Source organism: Streptomyces sp. KL116D (assembly GCF_030766975.1).
GTDB classification, from domain to species: Bacteria; Actinomycetota; Actinomycetes; order Streptomycetales; family Streptomycetaceae; genus Streptomyces; species Streptomyces longispororuber_A.
On record NZ_JASERH010000136.1, the window covers coordinates 244,508 to 267,858 of the forward strand.

The window sequence follows — 23,351 nt, forward strand, 5'->3', positions numbered from 1 at the left end:
GTGCGTGGCGGTCCGGACAGAGGGTCGGTAGGGAGGACACGTGGAGCTGGATGACGCCGGACGAGTGGTGAGGATCACCAGGCCGCTGATTTTGGAGCAGCGGAAATGTCCGCAAGGCGGCGGGATGCAGAGCACACCTGAGGGACGATGTTCGCAGCCATCGCTTACTGTATGCGCGCCAGCGAGCGCTGCGATCATTCCCGATCTTTGTCCCTGGGATGACATCTGGGAGCCGCTTGGGTGATGCGTGCTGTCCGCCTGGATGATTCGGCCTACTCGACGCCGTCTACAGCACAGAGGGGTGGTTGGATTTCTTAGCCCCACGGAGCTGGTTGGCGGATACCAAGATGTACGTCCCGGGCATGAAAAGAATGCGGTCCGTGTGACCTCGGGTCGAATTCTCACCTGCGTCGCTAGCACCCGTTCCCTCTGCCTCGCCAGACGACCGAACGCGCTATGAATGACCGATGCGGGCATGCGGTGAGGTTGTCGAACCCTGATCGGGTTTGAATGGAACGACGATGCAAATTTTGTCGGGTACTGATGCGCGCTGAAGAAACACGGGCATCGCCGGGTAACCGTTTGCTTGCCCGAGATTTCCTGCGGCATGGACATGGTCATCGACCTCTGAATTTCTCTTCCCTGTCACACTCGGCATCAAAGGGAAAACATCTGCAATGTATGGCGGAAAATTCAGTCGAGACTCAGCAGCTCGCGGGCGCGTCGCGCTGTGCAGCATCGCGTGTCCCTTCCGGATGCTCACCACGGGGCCGGCATCCACGCAGCGCGGTCGCATGCCTGCTGGCCGAGGCGGGTGACACGAAGCGATGCGGCGCGCCAGTTCGTTGGTCGAGCATGGATGGGCCAGCGCAGCAAGAGCGCCGCTCGAGTGCGGCCCAGCAGACAAGCCGTCCGGCTGGGCCGGCGCATATGGTTCTCGCCCGAGAGTGGGTAGACCAGCACGGGGCGAAGCTCTGGGTCGATAAGCGTCACCGGTGTGCCGCTGCAGAGACCAGGACGGGTTAACTGGTGATTCCGCGCCTCCAAGTACCGAGGTCTCTGTCGCGCGCGGTAATCGACGCTCAACACCGAGTCCTCCCAATGTGCGGCAGGCATCCAGCAGAGGTCAGCATCTGCCCGACGCCTCCATCGAGGATCTCCTGTCCGACCCTGGTCCGCTCAGCCAGCACGGTATTTGTGAGGGTGGAATTGAATGGATCGATGAGTTCGCGATGATACTGGTCAAGCGCTTTGCTAGATCGCTTGAGTGGTTCCCGTCTCCTCGGTTGACAGTAGGCGAGCAGGCTATGGGAGCCCTTCGGTTGGCGAAATACCACTTCAAGTTCGGCTCTGTATTCTCCGGACGGGAGTGCTGCGAACTATGTCGATCAATTCTCCCGTCTCTCCCCCACGGTCCGTTGCGAAATCAGGAAAGCTCCATTCGGCGGCACCAGCGACGTAAGCACATTCGGCATTCGATGGGAGTCTCGAGAGCCAGAGCGAGGGCCGCGCATACCGAAGCCAACCCTGGTGCCGCGCTGCGTTACGTCCGAACGCAGTCGATTCAGGCTGGTTGCGATTTCCGCATACTGCTGGGCGTGGCGGCCATCTGGATACGCATCAAGTCGGCCCCAGTGAAATGGATTCGCAGTCTCTGCATAATTCTTCCAGTCTCATGCGAACGTACCGTTCCCCGCTTTGCATGCCGCATTCACATCTTTAGAAGTGCCCCAATGTGCTATGAGGCTGGTCACTACATCACGGCCAGAAACAGGAAATGGCTAGGGTGTCGAGATCACTCTTCGAAGATGCGGTCCTGCCCAGTCCAAGGGCGGCCGTAGCCAGTCGAGGTGTTCACCAACTTGGGGACGGTTATCGATTCGGTGGCAAGTTCCTCGCACCAAGCGGGATCAACGTAACCTTACCTTTTAGACGATGCAGTCTGCCCGTGTATCGAGAGCTACATCGTCGGCCGAAGAAAACCCGACGCCTTATGCCAATGCCGATGGAATCAGAGTTGCGCTCATCCTTACCCGCCACCGCTGCGGAGAGCGCGCGACCGTGCGAGGTATCAAACAATGCGACTGCACGTGCCGGCCTTGTGACTGCAACGCCTCAGACCCTACCCGCGCCGCTCGATCCGATCGACGATCGTCCCCATGAATTGAGCTGAAACTGAGGTTCTCCTCTCGGTAGGAAGACCACCCGCCGTGCCAGAGGCGACCTCGGCGTGCTGCCCAAGGCTGCGAATCGGGACCGTGCCAGCGAGCTCCGCCGCCTGCCTCACTGTGGAGCTCAGCGGGGCGGCGAACTGCCGCCGGCGCAACAGGAGCGTGGCGAGCACCGGCCTGCGTCTCGGTACCGCCCATGCTTGCTGGCCCCAAGCAGTCTCAAGAGCATCTGGTCCTTGCCTCCCATGAGAAGTGCCGGGGAAGGGCGCTGCCTGATGCGAGGACAGCCGACGGCGTCCGTCCGGCTGGTTCGCTTCGCAGGCTCAGCACCATCCCTTCGCCGACACCGAATATCGCAGGTGCCCGAGGAGCGGAGGAACCAGGAACGGTGGCCAGATCTGGTCGGCTGGTCGCAACATCCTGCCTGTTCACGGCCTGTCACAGGGACGCCACGGCTCAGTCACCGGGCCAGGTGACGTCTTCCGTCTCGCGCATCTCGGCTCCTAAGCTCCAGGCACCACCCACTGGCGGATCCATCGCCCATCCCCACGGAGTGACTCTTGCCTGCGCATCACATGGCCGTCCTCGGCATCACCGCGGTGGAGGAGGAGATCTACCGGCTGCTGCTGCGCGCGCCCGGCATCGAACTCTGCGAGGTTCACGTTCTGCCGCGGCAGGCACCGATCGTGCTGGACGCGGCGGTGCGCTCGACTGAGAACTGCACGTCATTCGCGAGGATGGCGGCAGGTCTGGCCGCACTCCCTGACGTGGTGGTGAACCGGCTGGCCCAGCAGCGCCTCGAGGAGCTCTACCACACCATTCGCACGCTCTCGGATCTGAGACCCATCGTGGATTCCCTGACGCTCGAGATCAGGCGAGCGGGGTCGGATCCCGAACACGCCCCGGTGGAGCGGCTGATCGGCCTGCCCGCCATCCGTGAGCGCCTGGACGAACTGGCCTTCTTCGCCCGCTCGAGATTCTGGCCTGCGGACCGTACGACGCGCTGACCCTGGAGAACATCGAGAGTGCCCGTCCGCTGGATCTGCGCTGCCTGCGCCGCGGCGTCGTCGTGCGCAACCTGGTCCGCGCATCTGCGGTGAAGGACGACACCACCCGGGCCTACCTCCAGGAACTGACCGCCGCCGGGGCCCACGTCCGAGTGATTGAGGACCTGAGTGAACTGATGCTGGTGTACGACCACCGCACGACGCTCGTGCCGGTGGACCCGAAGAACTACGTCCAAGGGTGCCCTCTGCTCGAGCGAGGAGGGGATCGTCACCACCGTCGTCAACAACTTCGAGCGGCTGTGGGCGGGAGCCGATGAGTTCACCGACGTGGTCGGGCCGGGGAGCAATCGTCCGACGAACCCGAACTGACCACTCTGCAGGCCGAGGTGTTGCAGGCGATGTGCACGGTCAGCAAGGACGAGACCGGCGCGCGCCAGGTGGGCACGGCCCTGCGCACGTATCGCCGCTACATATCGGAGCTGATCCGGATCCTCGGTGCGGAAAATCGCGCCCATGCGGCGCTGCTGGCCCGGGAGCGGGGCTGGATCTGACGCACCTGGGCGTGCCTGCCGTCAACCGCCCGGCCACATCTGGGCATCTGCCCACAGCCGCTCGAAGTGACGGACGACAGTGCTCACTGTTCTGGGTTCCGTGGTGACAGAACATGCCCTCGGCGAGGTCCGACGGTGCGACGGGCACCAGCGCGGTGTGTCCGTCGCACACGGCCGTCGCACTGTCCGAGGTGGGCAGGACCCGCACCTGCGCCCCTGCACCGGCCAGCCGGCCCAGGTGGGCGGCGGCCGACGGCACGGCCGGCACGGCCTGCCACACCAGAAGGCGCACGGTGACTCCACGGTCCAGCATCCGCAGGCACAGCGGCACGGTCAGTCGGGAGACCCAGCTGTCGGTCGCTGGGCAGGGAACGCACGCCAGCACCTCGTCGCGGGCGCTCCGGGCGAGCTCCTCCACGCGCTGCCGCAGCACGGCGGAATCGCTGATCCGTTCCGGCGGCCGGCGGGCGGGCACCAGTGCGTCGTCATCCTCCCAGGGACCGCCGGCCGCCGCCGACTCGTCCTCCAGCGAGCGCACTACCCCGTATGCCTGGGAGAGGCTCTGCATGATCGTGTGCAGCTCGGCCAGCAGCTGCTCCGTCAGCCGGCCGACCACTCGCTCGGGTTGCTCCGGCCACAACAGTCCGTCCTGCTCGACCACGGCTCCCAAGTCCTTCAGCCGCCTCACGGTGGCCGCGCCGGTTCCGTGCGGGTGCCAGGACGCGGCGACGATCGTGCGGGCGCTCCGGCCGGGGTGCCGCAGGACGTGCCGGTACGCCTCCTCTTCCGCAGGCGTGAGACCCAGGGCCTGCATGCGGTGCATCGGCGGTGCTCCTCGGGGAATCGGCAAAGAGGTACTGCACAGGCGACGGTCCGGGCACCGTGCTCGGCGCCCGGACCTGGACCGGCCCCGCGCGGCGGGGCCCTCTCGCTCGAAGGATCAGGTCTTCGGCCCTCCTGCCAGCCGTTGGCCGGCCCGCAGGCACTGTCCTGGGATCGAGACAGGGCTGCGACACCACGGTGCCGTCGCCGCTCGTGGACGTGAGGCCGCTGGCGGCGGCGAACACCCCGCCGCCGCCAGCGCAGTCAGCACCGCCGCCGTGATCCCCCGACCGACCCTGCTGGTGACGGTACGCATCATGGGTCTTCCCTTCCAGCGCCCCTGGACGCCGCTTCTCGAGAGCTGTCCGGGCCTGATCCCCGGTCGCCCCCAGAAGCATCGCAGCGATCTCTCCCGTCCCACAGGTCTCCCGTTGGCAGGCTCCTGACGCCTGTCGTGCACGATCCTGCCAACTGCCCCTGGCCAACAGGTCCCGCACGGGCCGGGTCACAGCCCTTCAGCGCCTCAGTGGGGGACCTACGTGTCGCTCCACGCGCCGGGGCCACCGAGACCGCCGTCAGCAGGAACACCGTCAGGCCAGGCACCAGGAACAGGGCGCCCGCAGACGGGAGCAGAAGCCACCCCTGACGTACGGTGCCAGGTCCGCACTGCCCCGCAGCAGAGCGTCGGTGCCACCGCCAAGCGCCGCACCGAGTGCCATGCCCCGAAGGGCGGCCACGGCACCGACCGCAGCCGTCTCCGTGATAAGGATCGTCACGACCTAAGCTCCCATCTCTGAACCGCCGTTGTACCCGCACATGCGCCACCGTGAGGGCAACCTTTCCGCCACGAGGACGGTCCTGTCTTCATGATCCTCTCGTCCGAAGACGCCGGTATCTGGATCCTGCCCGTGGTGTTCCTGCTGGGAGCAGCGATCGTCGCGCCTGTCGTCTGCGTGGTCCTTGCCGCACGCGTCGCCCTGCGTTTCGCACGCGCTGCCGCCGCGGGCGACGCCTGGCGAGCGGTCACCCCCAGCACGTGGCTTGTCGCCGGCGGATCAGGCGCATGCGCTGCCGGATGCCGGTTCACCGTCTCGTTGTTCACCGCACCGGCTGACTGGTTCCTATCCGTGACCTTCGTCTGCGGCTGCTTCGCGCTGGCCGCAGTGGCGATGGCCGCACTTACGGCAGCACAGAACCGGCTCCTCAAGAATGACGGATAAGAGTGCTGGCCAGCCGGTCTGGCGGATGCCAGAAACGGTCGATACAGCCTGACGCGGCAACACCCGCCCTCGGACGGACAACGGGGGCACGAGGTCGTCAGGTCGTCTACGACATGCGACCGCGGCCCGCCCTGCCGTGCGCACACGGCGGCGACGCTGCGGGAGCTGAGCCACAGGGCGGGCCAGTCGTTCGGGCGCTCGATGCTCTGCTGGTAGGCGACCCACTCTCTGGTGTCTTCCTTGGTGTCGTACCCCGCCAGGTAGAGGGCCTGGCGCCGCAAACGGACGGACAGAGCCGCAAGAGCGGGACCAGGAAGGATTGCTGACGAACAGACGACATCGCGAGTGCTCATCCGACACCGCTGTCAGGACGCTCAAACAGGCAGCGCGTGCAGCTTCTTGCCGTGCAGGGCGAACACGTACTTGCCGTCGGTGGCGACCAGCCACTGGTGGTAGTCACCGCTGCCGTCATTGAACGTCCAGCGGAGCTTGCCTGTCTCCGCGTCGATGGCGTGCACACCGCCCTTCTCGTCCAGTTCCGTCGCCGCGTAGAGCGTGCGGCCCACCTTGACGTACTGCCAGGGGGTCTTGCCGTCCGCCTCGGCGATGTCCTGCGCTCTGCCAGATCTTCGCGCCGGTCTTCGGCTGGACCGCCCAGAGAGTACGGGAGCTGTCAGCGACGTACAGCACGCCGTCCACCAGGCCGGGCTGCTTGAACGAGCCGAACCGGCCGGCGTCCAGCGTCCACTTCCTCGCGCCGTCGGACAGTGCGAACGCCTGGAGTTTGCGACCCTGCGCGAGAATCACCAGGCCGTCGTGGACGGCGAAGCCCTTGAAGTTGGTCTCGTTGGTCTTCTGAGTCCAGACCTGCTTGCCGGTAGCGGTGTCGCGGACCGTGAGGTTCTTCCTGAAGTCGGTGTGGACGAGCCGGTCGCCGTGCACGGCGGCGGTGACGCCCGTCTCCTCGGTGCCGAAGTCACGCTGTTCCCGCCACACATCACGGCCCGAACGGGCGTCCAGCGCGGCGATGACGTTGCGCTGGGAAGTGAAGTCCTTCTCCAGGATCCCGGCGATGACGTACACCTGTTTGCCGTCGGCCGCGATGACCCGCGGTTGCCGGAACGCCTTGCTCGCACGGCTGCGCCAGGTCTCCTTGCCGGTGGCCGGGTCGTAGCCGATGACGCTGTTGTCGTACTGGGCGCTGGCGAGGTAGAGCGTGCCGTCGGCCGTCAGCAGCTTGCTGGTGGGCACGGTGCCGTCCGGCAGCGACCACTTCTGCTCTGCCGGACGCGCCGTCCCGGGCCACCATCGGTTTCCCGGCAATGAGCACCAGGTCGGACGCGGCGGTCAGGTGGCCATCACCCAAGCGACGGGTGCACGGCGGCGGACTCGGTCCAGACGGGCTTCGGCGCCCCACCAGCATCCGCGTCGGTCTCTTTGCCGCCCCCGGACGGCTGCGGCGTGGCGCCGGCAGCGTTTTCCGCTTCTCCTCGCAACCGACAGCTCCGGCACCGAGCAGCGACAGCGCGACGCCGCCGCCGGCCAGGCGGAGCAGCCGTCTGCGGGACGATATGCCGTGGGCCCGGCGGCCGTTCGTCGTCATGCTGTGTGCCTCCGTTGCTTTGGCGAGTGAACGCAGCGAACGCTAGCCCTTGCACGCGACCTGCAACCTCTTGCGAACGCCACTGTCACCATGCCGTGAAGTGATCGAGACACACCCTGGGACGACAGTGCGCCGACAAGCGAGCAGGAACTGCCGTCCGCGAACGCGCGGAGGGGCTCGAACAGTTGAAGTCCATCGCCCCGGGACGCCTCCGTCCCAGACCGCGCACTTCAACGGAGGAGGCCAAGGACGCCCGCATCGTCACCGGACCCGCCGTCGACTGGCCCACCTAGAGATCCGAGAAACAGGCGAGTCCATCGCCCACGTCGACCCTCAGGCCCGACGGCGGCGAACTCCCTGCCGGAGACGGCAGCTGGGTCGCTGATCATCGTGCGGGCCTCGCGAGCCGCGAGCGTGATGCCGTTCGACGATTCGAACCCGGCCTCCCGGTGGGCGCGCTGATAGCGACTGATCGATGCCCGCATGATGACGCCCGTGCTGAGCCCGAGGAGAACGACGACAGCGAGCGACCCCAGCGTCAAGAACCCGGTATCGAGGCCGGCCCAGGCGACACGATCCCGGCCACGAGCCCTGCGAGAGCCACGTAGAGGCCAGGTACAGGAGGACCCTCGACCTTCGCTCGCCGGAGGTGCTGCGCACGCTGCAGCCCCTCCTCCATGGCATCGAGCTGCTCGATCTCGGCGTCCGCGCCGTCGCAAACTGCTGGAACAGCTGCTCGTGCTCCGCGCTGCCCCGGGACCGCTGCTTGATCACCGTTCCATCTGCGGCAATATGCCACTGGATCGTCCATGGCTTCTTCTGCTCCACGCTTCACCCGTCTTATCAGCAAGCAACGGCCTTCACTTCGCCACGTCGGCGACGATGCTACTCTTCCTGGCACGCCCCGATCCGCTCGCCCGTCTGCCTGTGGCTGCTCACACCCAGCCGGTTCTGCTCCTCCTCGATGATCCGGCGGGGCGAGCTGAGTGTCGGACACGTCCACCGCGTCCAACGTCGCCTCGGCCCGCCGTCACGCGTCGCGACCTTCGGCACGATGGACTTCCACCAGGTCAAGTGGTAGCCGCCTCGGCGGCGCTGGGCGCCTTCGTCGTCTTCGAGGACGAGGCCGGATTCGTATGGCCCCGCCGCGCGCCCGCACCCGGGAGCCGGCACGGGCCCACGCCGGTGGCGCGCGCGCGGCAGGCCCTGGCTCCGCTACTCGCGCGCTGTCCTGTGCTGCGCCACCGACCGCGCCGCCACCGCAAGTACCGCCGCAGAGGGCGCAACGGCTTCGTCTGGACACCCACGACGATCACCTCGAATGCACCTCTCCGCCGCGGCCGGCTGCGCATCCCGCACCGCCCCTACTTGATCGGCAGATGCCTCACTGGCACCACACTCAAACTGCCCCACTATCCGACAATGCCCGATACGGGCAGTCATCACGAGGGTCGTTGCGGTGCGGCGTGCCTCAGCTGGTCCAGAGGACGGGGCTGTCGCTGTAGGCGTCCGCCTCGCCGTACTCGGCTCCCGTGACCGGGTCGCCCTTGGTGGCGCTCAGGCTGCATCGTCTCGAATGAGGCGCCCTTGGTGGTGAACTCGGCCGACGCGTTCTCGCTGTCGCACTTGCACGGGGATGTCGCCGGTCAGAATGACCCGGTTCCCTGTCCGTTCGCAAGGACGCCTCTCAGCTTCAGCGAGGCGTACGAAAGGTCGGTGCCGCCGACGTTCTCCACCTTCAGCTTGATGAAGTAGGGCGTCATCCCCTTCGCCTTGGTCCCGAACTTGGCACATGTCGGACTCGGCGCCCTTCGTGATCGCCGTGACGGTGACCGCGATGGTGCCCTTCTTCTTGCTGGTGTACTCGAACGGCAGCACCGCTCGGTCGCCCACCTTCAGCTTCGCGCCCGGCTTCGTGACGTCACCCGTGGCCGGGACGATCTCCGCCCTCGCTCCCGCCGTCGGCCGCAGCCGGACTCTCCGAGGCAGGCGACTGCGGAGCGGACGCGGCGGGCGACTCCTTCGCCGAGCCGTCCGTGTCGCTGCCGTCGTCGCAGCCCGAGATCCCGAGTCCGACGGCGGCCAGAGCGGCCGCGAACGCGATAGGTGCCTTGCGCATGTGTAACTACCCACTTACTGGTGATGATCTTTTGCCGGTGGCGGCGGTCACCCCTGCCGCGCACGGCGGCAGACGGCAGGATTGGCACGTGCGCGCGCCGCTCCCGGCGAGCTTGCGGTCCTGAGGCAGGATCGCGTGGGCATCTGCACTGGATATCGACAAGATCTCCGCGAACACCCGCTGCGTGAAGGCCGTGGAGCCCCGGCACAGCGTGTCGGTTCAGTTGCCGCGAACACGCCGATCTGACGGCCGTCGATCTCGACGCCGGTGTCGCGGGGCCGCAAACGCTCAGCTCCTGGAGCACGCCGAGGCGGACGCAGAGTGCGCGGCGGATCAGTGCCTGCCAGTGCTGGGGCCAACAGATGGCACCGCCCCACCGGATGCCTGCTGCTCGATCTTCGTCATGCTTGCAGGCCGCCCTGCCGATGCCGCCGCGGTGCTGTTGGTCATGAGCGGCCGGCCTCCTCAGCACGACTGGTTCTCATCGTTCGGGTTGATGGGCTGGGCCCCCGGCGAGCGGCTATAAACCGTCCCCACGCTGCGGCCACGCATGAGCGCTCAGTGTCCGCCCGTGAGGGGCGTGATCGGGGCTTGCCGAGAACGCTGCTTTCACCGGCGACCCCGACGATCGCCTCCTTCACCATGACGATGCTCGGCACTCGCTTCTCCGCTGACAGACCTGGATCCCTCAGTTGGGCCGTGGTCCATCGGGTGGTGCCGGTGGAACGGTCCAGGGCGAGCAGACGGCCGTAGCGATTGGCGAAGTAGAGCATGTCGTTGTTCGGCGACTTGGTGGGCGCGGAGAGGTTCTCGACTTGGGTGTTCTTGCGCCACAGCGTGGTGCCGCCCGCCGCGTTGACCGCGGTGACCGTGCCGTCGGGCCTGACGAAGTAGACCACTCCGGCGATCAGGGTCGGTGTTCCCCGGACGGTCTCCTTCAGGGGCGTGCGCGTGAGGGCCTTGGTGCGTGGGTTCACCACCAGAAGAGCCGAGTACGCCGGGTCGCGCCTGTTGTCGTCTGCCGTGTCCTCGCTGGCGCAGTACAGCGAAGAGTGGCCGTCCGAAGGCCACACCGAGGGGCTGTGCCGTGAGAGGGAGGGCGCCGATCTCCCGTGCGGTGCCGTCGGCCGGGTCGAAGTGCAGGAGACTGGCCTTGCCGCTGAAGGGGTCGGTCGCGTCGGTGCACACCCCATAGGGATCACCCGCCACCACCAGAGGCGAGCAGTTGGTGCCCTGCGACGATCGGGCGGGCACCGCCACAAATCTCTGCCGCTCGCTGCGTCGAGGGCGACGAACTCGCTCGCGCCATCAGGCACGGCAAGCGACGCCGCCGCTGAACAGGGCGGCGGGATGGCTCACGTCGGCGGTGCGGGTCCAGGCCTGTTTGCCAGTGGCGGTGTCGATGGCCACGAGCCGCTGGGCGGAGTCCATGGAATCCGCGTCCAGGGGTACGGCGACGTACACGCGTCCGTTCCTGACGCCAGGGGGCGCTGCGCGGCCTCGCTGTTGTCGCCGAGCGCCACCGCACGCGGCCGGTGGCGGCATCGATCCGCGCGACGGTGAAGCCGGTGCCCGCGCAGTACACCGAGGTGCCGTCGGCGACGCATCCGGAGTCCACGGTGTCCACGTTGGTGGCCGTCGGCTCGCTCTTGGCGTCGCGTCAGGCTGGTGCGCCAGGCGCGCCAGCCGGGCGGCAGATCGACGGCGGTCGACTGTGGTCGGTGACTTGTCGCGTCGGCCGGCCCGACGTGAAGTGGTACCCCACCACGCCTGCGACGGTGACGACCAATGCGACGCTCACGGCGAGCGCGATATGACGCCGGCGACTCTGTCCGATCGCGCGGGGCGCGGACCGGTTCGTCGGTCCGCCGACATCGTGGCTCCCCGGTGCGGGCGCGGTTTCCTGGCTCGCCAGGTGCTGCGCGGCGGAGCCCGCGGCCGACGGTGACAAGGTGTCCGGCAACGTGGGAACAGGGCCTGCAACTCGTTCAACGCAGGCCGCTGTTGCGGGTCCTTGTCCAGGCAGCGCTCCACGATGGAGCGCAGTGGCCGAGGCGTGCGTTCCAGCGCGGGTACCTCGTGCACGATCCGATAGCCCGTCATGTACGGACTGTCGCTGTCGAACGGACCGTGCCCCGTAGCCGCGTACACGAGCAGCTGATCCCAACGAGAACACGTCGGATGCCGCGGTGACGTCACGTGGCGAGGCGAACTGCTCCGGTGACATGAACGGCGGGGTGCCCATCAGCCGGCCGGTCACCGTGAGGGCCTGGTGATCGGCCGCATGCGAGATGCCGAAGTCGATGACGCGCGGACCGTCCTCGGCCATCAAGACGTTGCCAGGCTTGAGATCCCGGTGCACCACACCCGCCCGGTGGATATCCCGCAACGCCTCGACCAGGCCCAACGCCAGCAGGCGTAGTTCACGCCCGCCCAGCGGTCCAGTCTCGGCCACGACGCTGCCCAGTGTTCTGCCGGGCACGTACAGCGTCGCCATCCACGGCTGCTCCGCCTCGGGGTCAGCGTCCACGACGGGGGCGGTGAACGCGCCGCTGACCCGGCGGGCCGCCGCGACCTCCTGCCGGAACCGGACCCGAAATTCCTCGTCCTGCGCGTACTGCGCGTCGCACGACCTTGACCGCCACCTGGCGTCCGGAGGCCGCTTGCCCCAGATAGACGGCTCCCATGCCGCCGCTGCCGAGCTTGCCGAGGATCGCGTATCCACCGACGGCTCCCGCCGCCCCGGACTCTCCGATACTCATCGGCATATCGGCGCCACGTCCAGAGTCCCCGCATCACGTACCTGTTCTGCCACAGAGCGGCACGGCCTATCGCCCTGCGGGAAGCGGCCGGTAGGCGACCGAGCCACCGACGCCAGAGACAGGCATCACATAGCGGGAGACCTCGAGTGACATCGCGCTGGCCGTCCCACACCGGCAACAAGCCGTCCAAGGCAAGCAGCAGCTCAAGGGACTCGAGGTCGGATACCGAACTCAGCGGCCGACTCGGCCAGTTCCGCCCCAGCAGCCTGACGCCTTCTCCCACAACGAAGGCCCTCGCCAGCCAATTCCTCCTGCCCTGTCAGAGCTTGCCTTCGAGCAATACGGTGCGGTGGCCACCGAGACGGCGTGAGAGGTCCACGAGGAACTCAGGCCGCAGTTTGGAGCGGTTCCAGAACGTGAAGCCGAGATGGCCAAACGCGAAGTAGTCGTTGGCCCAGTGCCACGCGTGCACGGGAGCTGTCCGGCCACAGGACGGACACGCGACGGGCTCTATCGTGCTCCCCTCAGCCCAGGGTTCCACTGCCTCCTTGAACCGGTCCCACGCCTCCTCGATGGGCGACCAGTACTCGTCGACGAGAGGCACCTCCGCTGCGCAGTGTGGGCAGGTGACGGCCGAGGGTTCGCCCTGCCCAGCGTCGAAGACCGTACGTCCCACGGTGACGTGCAGGCCGTTGCTCCATACTGTTTGGCCAGTTCAGGATCCGGGACCTCGACGGCTTCGCCGTAACGCGTCCCTGGCGCGCTGCCCGGCTTCAGCGCCGAGAACGCAGTCGGTACGCTCTGCCGAGATGAAGCCGTCCGCAATCAGCCAGTCAATGATGTTCGCCGCGAGCCCTGCGCCTCCCCGGCGTGGCCTCGGTGTCGACGATCGTCTGGAACCAGTCGCCCATGATCTCCCCTCCAGCACTCGTGCCTGCGTACCGTAAGTCTCAGCACGCATTTTACAGTGGCCCGCCGATACCGCGTTCGCACCGCAACTGTCGTCCGGGGCAGCCCGCGCACTGGGCCGGAGCGGGGCCGCCGTCGCAGTCTTGTCAGATCATCTGCAAATCGCGAATCACACTCGCAACATCCCACGACCCAAGGCAACTGCATCCCATCAAGTCCCCCATGCTGCCAGTCACCACTGACAACCAGCGGGCATCCCGCGACGCTGCGCCCCATCGGCCCCAGACATGCGAGAGGGCTCGCGCGGCGTGCGAAGCAATGCGCGGAGCCCTCCAACGATGGGTGCGACGGCGCTGCTCCTCGAAGGGCATGTATGCTGTTGCGAACGCCGGGCGGCACCCTCGAGCAAGATCATTGTGGCTTTGGAGGTGAGAGCTGACACTGATTGTGCGACGACTTCGGGCAACTCGTGCGGTGTCAGTGGGTAGGGCCAGCGGCGCCGTGTTCGCCGTGGGAAGCGCAGTGGCGGCAGTCCCGACGCTCACGTCTCACCCGCCGGGTCCTCCGTGCAGTAGAGGGCCGCGCGTCAGCGCGGAGCCGCTCGCGTGACGCGCCTGCACGGTAAGAAGCCGCACGCTGCTGCCTGTTTGAGGATCCTGACAGAGGTGCCGGATGAGCACTCGCGATGTCGTCTGTTCGTCAGCAATCCTTAAAAGGCTCGCTGTTGTGACCTCACCGCCGGCAGTCGGAGTCGACGGTTCCGCCTGCCGTGGTGCCGCTTGTGGACGACGAGACTCTCCAGGAGCTTGATCTCAGTCTACAGCGCACGCCTCAGCAGCTCGGAGGTGAAGAGGAACCCGTCGCCGGGGCGGATGGTGCATCCCACGAACCATCGAGATGGCTCCCGCCCGGGGACTCGGTGCGGAAGGATGGACCTGTGGCGCAGCACGGTCACGCTCCGGGTGGGATGCGGCAGTCATTCCGCGGTGGCCTTCCCGCCGTCTTGTCAGTGACGATGTCGACAACCGCGCTGACCTACTGCCAGGCGGGAGCGTCTCCGAACAGCCCCGGGCTTCGACGGGGCAGGGCCGTGAACATCGGCCACCCTCGGCACTCTGCGCTCGGTCAGGAATGTGCCCCGACCTCCGCCGTCAGGTCGGCGAAGTCGCCCAGCATGTTGGGAGTAGTGCGGCTCGCAGCCGGTGAACAGCCGGAAGGACTCCGCCGCTTGGTGCACCAGCATGCCGCCACCATGCAGGACCTGACACCAGGGCATGTGCCGTGGTCAGGAGCGGAGTCCACAACGGGTGGTAATTGACATCGGCGACCCACAGGTGCGGTGCAGCGAACTCTCGGGCAGTGGCAGGCGGAGGTCGTGTTCGGTGCCGATGGGTGAGGCGTTGACGAGGCCGTTGGCGTCCGCCGTGCGCGCTTCAGCCTCGGAGCCATGACGGCCCGCGCCCAGTCGGTGCCCGCCGACGCGTTGAGGTTCTTGGCGAGGCTGCGGGCTCGCTCGAGGTTGGGGTCGGTGAGCCAGAGGCGTTGCTGCACCGAGGTCGAGCAGCGAAGGCGACCGCGGATCGGCGCCTCCGGCGCCGAGTTGGACCACTTCATCCATGCTTGCTCCGGGCGGCCGCATGTGAATGCTGCTCCTGTGGCCTTGACGTCGACGTGTTGTGGCCCACGGCGCCGGCGTCGGTGAACACCACGGTGTTGGCGGCTCCTGATGCGCTGGGCCGATGGGGCCAACCGGTGCGGGTGGAGGTATCGCCAGTTGTTTGTACGCTGGTGGGTGATGTTCAGCCGCAGAAGCCAGTTGGGACGCTGAGCGGAGTATCTCGTCGAGGCGCCCGTCGGTTCTGCGTGCAGTCGACCGGCCCGATGTCCAGGAGCCGGTAGAGGCACCGTGCATGCCGTGGCGGCGCGCCTCGCCTGCCGTGCAGCGCGGGGCTGGCGGTGACTGCGCGATGCCACCGCCGACGCAGGGCCAGCAGCTGTGACCGTGCATCCGCGACCATGGCGGCTCCCCAGCGAATGTACGAACCAGTTCGTTATCTTTACCAGTTCCTAAGCAGGGCGTCGCGCCAGAAGGTCCCCGACGTCACTTCCGCAGACCGAGATAGACCTCCGCACTCGGGGATCATGGCTCAGGGCTGCCGAACTGCCGTCCGCATGACCGCCTCACCGTTCTCCATGACGATGCAGTGACTGGTGACGCCGAGGCGTCAGCTTGGCGTTCTGCTCCACCAGCAGCAGGCTCAGGCCGTCCTCACGGAGCTTCAGCAGCACATCGAGGATGCTGCCGACTAGCTTCTCGGCGACAGGCCCATGGACGGCTCGTCGAGGATGAGCAGGCGGGCCTGCTCATCAAGGCACGCCCCATGGCGAGCATCTGCTGCTGACCGCCGGAGAGGGCTCCTGCGAGGCGATGGCGCATCTCCCCAGGACCGGGAACAGGTCGTAGATCTCGTCGGTGAGTTGCTGGTGCGTCTCCTTGTTCCAGGCGCGTGCGTAGGCGCCCAGCAGTGAGGTTCTTGTCCACGGGCAGCCCGGGGAAGCATGTGCCTCGCCTTCGGGTACGTAGCCGATGCCGTGGCGGACCATGTCGCGCGCCTTGTCCTGACAGGTCCTGGGCCGCCCAGGCTGATCCGGCCACGCCGCGCGGAACGAGCCCATCGCGCCTTCAGGTGGACGTCTTGCCGGCGCCGTTGGCTCCGATGATCCCGACGGACCGCCGGGCTCGACTGTGAAGCCGATGTTGCTCACCGCGCACACGCCCCCGTAGTGCACGCTGAGGTCTGCCACGGTGAGGCGGGGAGCTCGAGCCGAGTCGGTGAGGTTCACGAGGTGGCTTCCTTCGTGCGGTCCTGCTGAACGCTCGCCTGGTCCGCTGGGAGTTCGCTCAGCTCTCGGAGTCAGCCGAGGTACGCCTCGAGTGACCTCGGGAGCGGCGACGACGCCGGGGCGTCTCTGCGTTGACCTTTCCACTGGTCGGCACGGTGACTTTCTCGCACAGCGAGCATGACGGCAGTCCGTGTTGTGTTCGATGAGAACGACCGTGGTTCCGCCGGCCCGACTCGAGCGCACGATCCCGATGAGCTGCTGGACCTCCTCGCCGTTGAGGCCCGCCGCGGGCTCGTCCAGGAGGAGCAGGCGGGGGCGCGCGGCCATGGCCCGGGCGATTTCGATGCGGCGCTGGATGCCGTACGGCAGGGCTGCCGGAGGCGATTCGGCGAAGTCGGTCAGCCCGTACCGGTCGAGGATCTCGTCGGCCTGGGCACGCAGGCGGCGTTCCTGTGCGATGACGCCCGGCTGCCACAGGGCGTAGCGCCAGATGGCTCGGGTGCGCGTGCGGTCGAGGGCGACCAGGATGTTCTCGCGGACCGTGAGCTGTCCGAACAGACGCAGATTCTGGAAGGTTCGGGCCATGCCGCTCAGCGACAGGACGTAGGGGCGGGCGGTGGTCGTGTCGGTGCCGGCGAAGTGGACGGTGCCCGAGGTGGCCCGGTAGAAGCCGCTGATCACGTTGAACAGGGTTGTCTTTCCTGATCCGTTGGGGCCGACGATGCCCCGGATCTCGCCGGCGTCCACGGTGAGCGAGACCTCGTCGAGGGCTCGCAGACCGCGGAACTGCTTCGTGACGGCCTCGATGCGGAGCAGGCCTGGCTCCTGGGCGAAGTCCTCCACCGGTTCGTAGGGAGTGAAGGGCCGCAGTTCCGCGCGGGTGGCACGGTGGCCTCGGCGGTGACGGCGGAGGGCCCGCAGCCGTGCGGGGATGCCGGCGAGTCCGGTGGGGGCGAAGACCACCATGAGTACGACGACGACGCCGTATCCCAGTTGGGCGTAGGTGGAGAAGTCGGAGAGCCATTCCCGTACCAGCGTGAGCCCGATCGCTCCGATGACGCATCCGACCAGTGAGCGGCGGCCGCCGATGATGACCATGGCGAGCAGGATGAACATGTTGCTGATGGAGAACGTCTCGGGCGCCACGTAGCGGATCAGGCCGCCGTAGAGGATGCCTGCCAGGCCGCCGTAGAAGCTGGCGAGGAGGAAGGCCGTCATGCGCAGCAGCGGGATTTCTGCGCCCATCGAGCCCGCGGCCAGGGAGTCGTCGCGCATGGCGCGCAGCCGTCGGCCGAGGGAGGTGTGGACGACGAAGAGACCGAAGGCGAGTCCGACGGCGAAGACGACAGCTTCGAGGTAGTAGTAGAGGTATTCGCTGGACAGGTCGATGCCGGGGATGGTGGGCACGGGGATGCCGGAGATGCCGTCGGCTCCGCCGGTGATGTGCGCGTTGGTGATCCAGTTGATGAAGCCCAGGGCGAGTCCGAGGGTGACGATGCCCAGGTAGTGGGACTGCATGCGCAGGGCGGGAATGCCGACGAACAGTCCGATGGCGATGGTGGCGAGGAGGGCCAGGACCGCGGCCGCCCAGAAGCCGTGGCCGGAGTGGGTGGTGAGGATGGCGACGCCGTAGGCGCCGACTCCGAAGAAGGCGACCTGGGCGAGGTTGATCTGGCCGGAGATGCCCATGGCCAGGCCCATGCCGATGGCCAGGAGTGCGTAGATGAGGGCGATGTTGACGACGTGGATGGTGTAGGTGCCCAGGCCGTAGGGCAGGGCCCAGGCCGCGATCACGAGTGCGGCGAGGCCGGAGAGACGTGTTTTCATGCGCGGCTGACCGTCCTTTCGCCGAAGATTCCCGTGGGCCGGATCATGATCGCGACGGTGAAGACGAGGAAGGTCACGAGGACCGAGTAGCCCTGGAAGTGGCCGGCGGCGTAGGAGTCGAGGACACCGATGGCGATGCCGCCGACGACGGCGCCGTTGATGGAGCCGAATCCGCCGAGCATCGCGGCGGCGAACCCCTTGATGCCCAGGGCGCCGCCCAGGGAGGCATCGACGTAGAGCATGGGTCCGACGAGGCCGCCGGCGAGGGCGGCCAGGCCGGCGCCGATGGCGAAGGCGAGGGCGTTGCTGCGGCCGACGTCGATGCCGACCGCGGTGGCGGCTTCGTGGTCCATGGCGACGGCCTGCATGGCGGCGCCGCGCTTGGTGCGGGACAGGAAGAAGCTCAGGGCGACGACCGCGAGTGCGGCCACACCCATGACCAGCAGATCGTAGGTGCGGATCCGGATGCCGAAGACGTCCAGGGGGGCGGAGGCCAGCGGCGAGGGGACGGCGCGTCCCGTGGTGCCCCAGATCAGGATGGCGACCGCTTGCAGGACGATGCCGAAGCCGATCGTGCCGATCAGCATCAGGTCGAAGTCCTTGTTCTCCAGCGGCCGCAGGACTCGTTCGATGACCAGGCCGATGGCGCCGGTGACGAGGATGGCCACGATCATGGCGACGGCGAAGGGCAGCTTGGAGGTGAGGTAGAAGGTGGACGCGGCGTAGGCGCCGATCATCGCGATGTCGGCGTGGGCGAAGTTGACCAGGCCCATGGTGCGGTAGACGAGGGAGAAGCCCATGGCGACCAGTGCGTAGACGGCGCCGAGGCTGAGCCCGCTGACGAGTGTCTGGAAGGTGTCCTGCACAGCGGCCTCACTTGTGTTCGACGAGCTTGCCGTCGCGGATGACGCCGATGGTGGTCTTGGTGATGCCGACGCCGTCCTCGCCGAAGCGGAACTGGCCGAGCAGGCCGTCGTACTGGGTGGCGCGGATCGCGTCGGCGAGCTTCTTGCCGGTGGCGACATCGCTGTTCTTGAGCGCCGTGAGCACGATGTTGGTGCCGTCGTAGGCCTTGGCTCCGTGGAGTTCGGCCTCCTCGCCGTAGGCGGACTTGTAGGCGGCCGCGAACTTCTGGGCGGCCGGGCTGATGTCGTTGCTCAGGTACGGCGAGCTGACGAAGGTGCCCTCGACGGCCTTCTTGCCGGCGGTGTCGATGAAGACCGGGGTGCCCTGGGGGGCCGCGCCCGCGAACGGCGCGTCGATGCCGAGGTCGCGTGCCTGCTTGACGATGAGTCCGGCCTCGACCTCCTCGGAGCCGATGAAGACGACTTCGGGCTTCGCCGAGCGGATCTTGGTGAGGGCGGCGCTGAAGTCCTTCTGGTCGGTGGTGACGACCTGGTCGGAGACCGGGTTGGCGCCCAGGCCCTTGGCGGCCTTGGCGAAGGCGTCGTGCTCGCCCTTGCCGAAGGAGCCGTTGTTGGAGATCATCGCGATCTTCTTGAATCCCTGGTCCTGGACCAGGAACTTGGCGAGGGTGCTGTCGTAGGTGGTGCTGGTGGGCCCGTTCAGGAAGAGGAACGGGCTCTTCTGCGCCACGAGTGCGTCGGCCTGACCTGAGGTGATGTTGGGGATCTCGGCCTGCTTGAGGACCGGCGCCATGGCGATGGTCACGGCGCTCTCCGCGGTGCCGATCATGGCGATGTACTTCTCGCTGGCTATCTTGCGGGCCAGGTTGGTGCCGGTGGTGGGGTCGCCCTGGGAGTCGAACGACTTCATCTGGATCTTGCGGCCGTTGATGCCTCCCTTCTTGTTCCACTCGTCGATGGCGAGCTTGGCTCCCTTGTACTCCCACTCCCCCAGCGAGGAGAGCTGACCGCTGCGCGCGTCGACGATGGCTATCTTGATCGGACCGGAGTCGGAGCCCGCCTTGTCGGCTGACTCGCCGGGGGCGCTGCAGGCGGTCACCGCTGCCACGAGGGCGATGGCGCCGATGAGCAGGGGGCGTGGTGCGGACGAGCGGGCGGGGCGGTTCATGCTGTCACCTCATGGATAGGTGGAGGGCTGGGCGGTGGGTGGGGGGAGGCGACTCGTTCCCCTGCCGTTCGCAAGGGCGGCCGGCAGGGCAGGGTGCGAGCGCGGGGCCGTGGTTCTCAGACCGTGTCGGCCGGGAAGTGCCCGGCGTAGATGTCCTTGATGTTCCAGTGGCCGGGGGTGGGGACCGGTTCGTTGACCATGGGGACGTCGAGGACGGCGGGGCGGCGGCGCTCGATGGCGTCCGCGAGGGCCTTGCGCAGGTCCGCGGGAGCGGTGACGGTGTAGCCGTCGGCGCCGCAGGCCTGTCCGTACTGGGCGAAGTCGGGGCTGTAGGACTGTCCTTCGGCGTCGGTGAACTCGCATCCGTAGGAGCGGCCGAAGGAGGAGGCCTGCAGGTCCGCGATGGTGCCGTGGGCGCGGTTGTTCATCACGACGAAGATGACCGGTGCGCCCTGTTCGACGGCCATGGGGACGGCGGGCAACTGGGCGCTCATGCCGCCGTCGCCGATCAGGGCGACGACGACCTTGTCCGGCTGGGCGATCTGCACACCGACGGCCGCGGCGGGTCCGAAGCCCATGGTCGAGGCGCCTCCGGGGGTGATGAAGCGGCCTTGCTCGGGCAGTTCGTAGCACTGCGCGACGCCGTTCTTGTTCCAGCCGACGTCGGTGACCAGCACGGCGCTGGCGGGGAGCGTTTCGCGCAGGTCGGTGAGGATGCGCTGGGGACGCAGGGGGAAGTTGTCGCTGCGGCCGGCGTCCGTGGCCGCGTCGAACACGCTGCGCCGGGCGGCGGCGATGGTCTCGCGCAGGCCGGGGCGGGTGACGGGGGTGTTCCGGCGGGCGTGGACGGCCGTCGTGATGGCTTCGAGAGCCAGGGCGACGTCGGCGACAGCCCCGATGTGGACCGGGTAGTTGCGGCCGATCTCGGCGGGGTCGACGTCGATCTGGATCAGTTTGCTGGGCGGGAAGTTCCAGGTGTAGGTGCTGTCCCAGGAACTGGCGTCGGTCTCGGCGAAGCGGGTGGCCAGCGCGAGGACGATGTCGGCGCCCTTGGTGTGTTCGTGGGTGGTCTCCAGGCCCCAGAAGCCTGGCATGCCCAGCAGCAGCGGGTGCTGGTCCGCGACGGCGCCCTTGCCCATCAGGGAGTGGGCCAGGGGGATGTCAAGGTGCTCGGCCAGGTCGAGGAGCGCGGTGCGCGCGCGGGGGCTGCGCAGTCCGCCTCCGAAGTAGATGAGAGGACGCTCGGCGGTGAGCAGCGACTCGGCGATCTGGTCGGCGGTGGACTCGTCCAGGCCGGTGGAGCCCAGGTGACGGGGCAGTGGGTGGCTGTCGGTGTAGGGCGCGACCGGACGATTGAACAGGTCCATGGGGATGTTGACGAGTACGGTGCCGGGGCGCCCGCTCGTGGCGGTCCAGAAGGCACGCTCGGTGATGCGGGGCAGATCCTGGACGCGTTGCACCTGCCACGTCCGCTTGCAGAAGGGCTGGTAGATGGCTGTCTGGTCCGCGTCCGCGTGGAGGTTGACCTCCTGGTGGGGGTGGCGTCCGTAGTAGTAGGAGGGGACGTCGCCGGTGATGACGACCAGGGGGACGGAGTCGAGGGCGGCGGTGGCAACTCCGGTGACGGCGTTCATCATGCCGGGGCCGACGTGGGTGAGCAGGACTCCGGGGCGGCCGGTGGCGCGGGCGTAGCCGTCCGCGGCGTGGGCGGCGGCCTGCTCGTGGCGGGCGATGACGAATTCGATGGGGCTGGGGCCCAGGGCGTCCAGGAGCGCGATGTTGGTGTGGCCGCAGGTGCCGAAGATGTACTCGACGCCGTAGGACTCGAGTTGGGCGACGAGGGCTTGGGCCGCGGTGACGGTGGTCACGGATTCTCCTTGGGCAGTTCGCGGTGCTCGCCCCAGACGGACAGGCCGCGCAGCATGAGGGTCTTGACGACGGTGTAGTCGTCGATGAGCCAGCGGGGGGCCTCCCGGCCGAAGCCGGAGTCCTTGACGCCGCCGAACGGGATGTGGTCGAGCCGGTAGTTGGAGGATCCGTTGACGATCAGTGCGCCGACCTGGAGGCGGCGCCATGCGGTGAGGATCCGTCGGACGTCGTGGGTGAACAGGCCGGCCTGCAGTCCGTAGCGGCTGGCGTTGCAGGCGTCCAGGACGGTGTCGAAGTCGTCGTAGGGGATGACTGCGACGAGCGCGCCGAACACCTCGTGCACGACGACGGAGGCGTGGGCGGGCGGTGCGGCGATGATGGTGGGCGCGGCGGTGGCTCCGTCGCGGGTGCCGCCGCGCACCACACGCGCGCCGAGCCCGGCGGCTTCCTTGGACCACTGCACAACCCGTTCGGCGGCGTCTTCGTCGACCATCGATCCGATGTCGGTGTGCTCTTCCAGCGGGTCGCCGATCTGGAGGGCGTCGACGGCGGCGGTGAAGGCGTCGAGGAAGGTGTCGAAGCGGCTGCGGTGCACGTAGACGCGCTGGACGGAGATGCAGCTCTGGCCGCTGTTGCTGTAGCCGTTCTTGGCGCACAGGGTGGCGGCCGCCTCGATGTCCGCGTCGTCGCAGACGATGGTGGCGGCGTTGCCGCCGAGTTCGAGGGCGAGGCGTTTGGCCCCGGCAGCGCGGGCGACGGCGGCGCCGGTGGGGGCACTGCCGGTGAAGCTGATCACGCTCACCTCCTCGGCGGCGCACAGGGCCGCGCCGACGTCCCCGCCGCCGTGCAGGAGTTGCACGGCCTGGTGCGGCATCCCGCTGTCCAGCAGGAGGGCGACGATCGCGGTGGAGATGGCGGGAGCCTGGGGCGGGGCCTTGACGAGGGTGGTGTTGCCGGCGGCGAAGGAGGCGCCCAGCTTGTGGGCGAGCAGGTTGGCCGGCGCGTTGAACGGGGTGATGGCCAGTGCGACGCCGGCGGGGGCGCGGTAGGTCAGGGCCGTGTTGCCGATACCGGTGTCCCAGCCCGCGACGGGAAGGTTCTCGCCGTCGATGCGGCGGGCCTCGGCGGCGCATACGGCGAAGGTGGCGGCGACGCGGTCGATCTCGGTGCGGCTGTCCTTCAGGGGCTTGCCGAGTTCCAGGGCGAGCAGTCTGGCGAGCCGTTCGCGGTGCGCGGTCGCGGTGTGGGACGCGGCCTGCAGGATGTCGGCGCGGGCGGCGGGCGCCAGGGAGGCGACCTGGTCGGCGAACGGGGTGCTGTGCTGCAGGGCGTGGGCGATGTCGGCAGGTGTTGCGGCGGGTGCCCGGCTGACGGTGCGTCTGAGGTAGGGGCCGGTGCGTTGCAGTGGCGGTCCGTCGCCGCCCCAGGTTCCGGCGACGAGAGGCAGGGCGTCGACGATGTCAGCTGTGTCGGCTGCCTTGAGGAGGTCTTGCAGCATCACATCTCCAGAGAAAAACCATCTAGTGGTTTCCGTGGACTGCTCTGTGGACTGGCGTGTAACGTACGGGCGCCGAGAGGCCGTGGCAATAGGTCGGCGCAAGGAAGTTCAGAAC

Annotated in this window: 17 protein-coding genes; 4 read left to right on the plus strand and 13 right to left on the minus strand. The window is 67.8% G+C overall.

Features of this window, described 5'->3' with window-relative positions:
• The first annotated feature begins 2,746 nt into the window (after positions 1 to 2,746).
• The 4 genes from RBJ77_RS49680 (at position 2,747) to RBJ77_RS49695 (ending at position 5,771) form a co-directional block, all read left to right on the plus strand.
• Positions 2,747 to 3,178, plus strand: coding sequence for a hypothetical protein (locus RBJ77_RS49680; RefSeq protein WP_372350983.1), 432 nt, complete (start codon positions 2,747 to 2,749; stop codon positions 3,176 to 3,178).
• A gap of 62 nt (positions 3,179 to 3,240) precedes the next feature.
• The gene (locus tag RBJ77_RS49685) at positions 3,241 to 3,495 is read left to right on the plus strand and encodes a hypothetical protein (RefSeq protein WP_372350984.1); all 255 of its coding nucleotides are present in this window, start codon (positions 3,241 to 3,243) and stop codon (positions 3,493 to 3,495) included.
• An 81-nt stretch (positions 3,496 to 3,576) separates the two neighbouring features.
• Positions 3,577 to 3,729: a hypothetical protein gene (locus RBJ77_RS49690; RefSeq protein WP_372346592.1), complete on the plus strand. Its 153-nt coding sequence runs from the start codon at positions 3,577 to 3,579 to the stop codon at positions 3,727 to 3,729.
• Between the two features lie 1,688 nt (positions 3,730 to 5,417).
• A complete protein-coding gene (locus tag RBJ77_RS49695; protein WP_372350985.1) occupies positions 5,418 to 5,771 on the plus strand; it encodes a hypothetical protein in 354 nt (117 codons plus the stop codon).
• 374 nt (positions 5,772 to 6,145) lie between these two features.
• Here RBJ77_RS49695 and RBJ77_RS49700 read toward each other — a convergent pair whose 3' ends face one another.
• From RBJ77_RS49700 to RBJ77_RS49760, 13 genes are all read right to left on the minus strand, one after another.
• Positions 6,146 to 6,289: a hypothetical protein gene (locus RBJ77_RS49700; protein ID WP_372350986.1), complete on the minus strand. Its 144-nt coding sequence runs from the start codon at positions 6,287 to 6,289 to the stop codon at positions 6,146 to 6,148.
• Positions 6,240 to 7,022, minus strand: coding sequence for a PQQ-binding-like beta-propeller repeat protein (locus RBJ77_RS49705; RefSeq protein WP_372350987.1), 783 nt, complete (start codon positions 7,020 to 7,022; stop codon positions 6,240 to 6,242). The genes RBJ77_RS49700 and RBJ77_RS49705 overlap by 50 nt, the downstream gene beginning before the upstream one ends.
• 2,273 nt (positions 7,023 to 9,295) lie before the next feature.
• Positions 9,296 to 9,493, minus strand: coding sequence for a hypothetical protein (locus tag RBJ77_RS49710; RefSeq protein WP_372350988.1), 198 nt, complete (start codon positions 9,491 to 9,493; stop codon positions 9,296 to 9,298).
• A 446-nt stretch (positions 9,494 to 9,939) separates the two neighbouring features.
• The gene (locus RBJ77_RS49715) at positions 9,940 to 10,470 is read right to left on the minus strand and encodes a PQQ-binding-like beta-propeller repeat protein (protein WP_372350989.1); all 531 of its coding nucleotides are present in this window, start codon (positions 10,468 to 10,470) and stop codon (positions 9,940 to 9,942) included.
• 331 nt (positions 10,471 to 10,801) lie between these two features.
• Positions 10,802 to 10,957, minus strand: coding sequence for a hypothetical protein (locus RBJ77_RS49720; protein WP_372350990.1), 156 nt, complete (start codon positions 10,955 to 10,957; stop codon positions 10,802 to 10,804).
• Positions 10,958 to 11,153: 196 nt separating this feature from the next.
• Positions 11,154 to 12,218 carry a protein kinase gene (locus RBJ77_RS49725; RefSeq protein ID WP_372350991.1) on the minus strand — a complete coding sequence of 355 codons (1,065 nt, stop codon included), beginning with the start codon at positions 12,216 to 12,218 and terminating at the stop codon, positions 11,154 to 11,156.
• A gap of 356 nt (positions 12,219 to 12,574) precedes the next feature.
• Positions 12,575 to 12,859, minus strand: coding sequence for a hypothetical protein (locus tag RBJ77_RS49730; protein WP_372350992.1), 285 nt, complete (start codon positions 12,857 to 12,859; stop codon positions 12,575 to 12,577).
• A 1,311-nt stretch (positions 12,860 to 14,170) separates the two neighbouring features.
• On the minus strand, positions 14,171 to 14,440 hold the full coding sequence (locus tag RBJ77_RS49735; protein WP_372350993.1) for a hypothetical protein: 270 nt from the start codon (positions 14,438 to 14,440) through the stop codon (positions 14,171 to 14,173).
• Between the two features lie 1,091 nt (positions 14,441 to 15,531).
• Complete coding sequence (locus RBJ77_RS49740) at positions 15,532 to 17,835, minus strand: ATP-binding cassette domain-containing protein (RefSeq protein ID WP_372350994.1); 2,304 nt, start codon at positions 17,833 to 17,835, stop codon at positions 15,532 to 15,534.
• Positions 17,832 to 18,701 (minus strand): branched-chain amino acid ABC transporter permease, encoded by an 870-nt coding sequence (locus RBJ77_RS49745; protein WP_372350995.1) that lies wholly within the window; start codon positions 18,699 to 18,701, stop codon positions 17,832 to 17,834. Before RBJ77_RS49745 ends, RBJ77_RS49740 begins: the two co-directional genes overlap by 4 nt.
• A 7-nt stretch (positions 18,702 to 18,708) precedes the next feature.
• Positions 18,709 to 19,869, minus strand: coding sequence for an ABC transporter substrate-binding protein (locus RBJ77_RS49750; protein WP_372350996.1), 1,161 nt, complete (start codon positions 19,867 to 19,869; stop codon positions 18,709 to 18,711).
• A 116-nt stretch (positions 19,870 to 19,985) separates the two neighbouring features.
• A complete protein-coding gene (locus RBJ77_RS49755) occupies positions 19,986 to 21,737 on the minus strand; it encodes a thiamine pyrophosphate-binding protein (RefSeq protein ID WP_372350997.1) in 1,752 nt (583 codons plus the stop codon).
• Positions 21,734 to 23,236, minus strand: a complete 1,503-nt coding sequence (locus RBJ77_RS49760; RefSeq protein ID WP_372350998.1) for an aldehyde dehydrogenase family protein — start codon at positions 23,234 to 23,236, stop codon at positions 21,734 to 21,736. Before RBJ77_RS49760 ends, RBJ77_RS49755 begins: the two co-directional genes overlap by 4 nt.
• Positions 23,237 to 23,351: the final 115 nt, after the last annotated feature.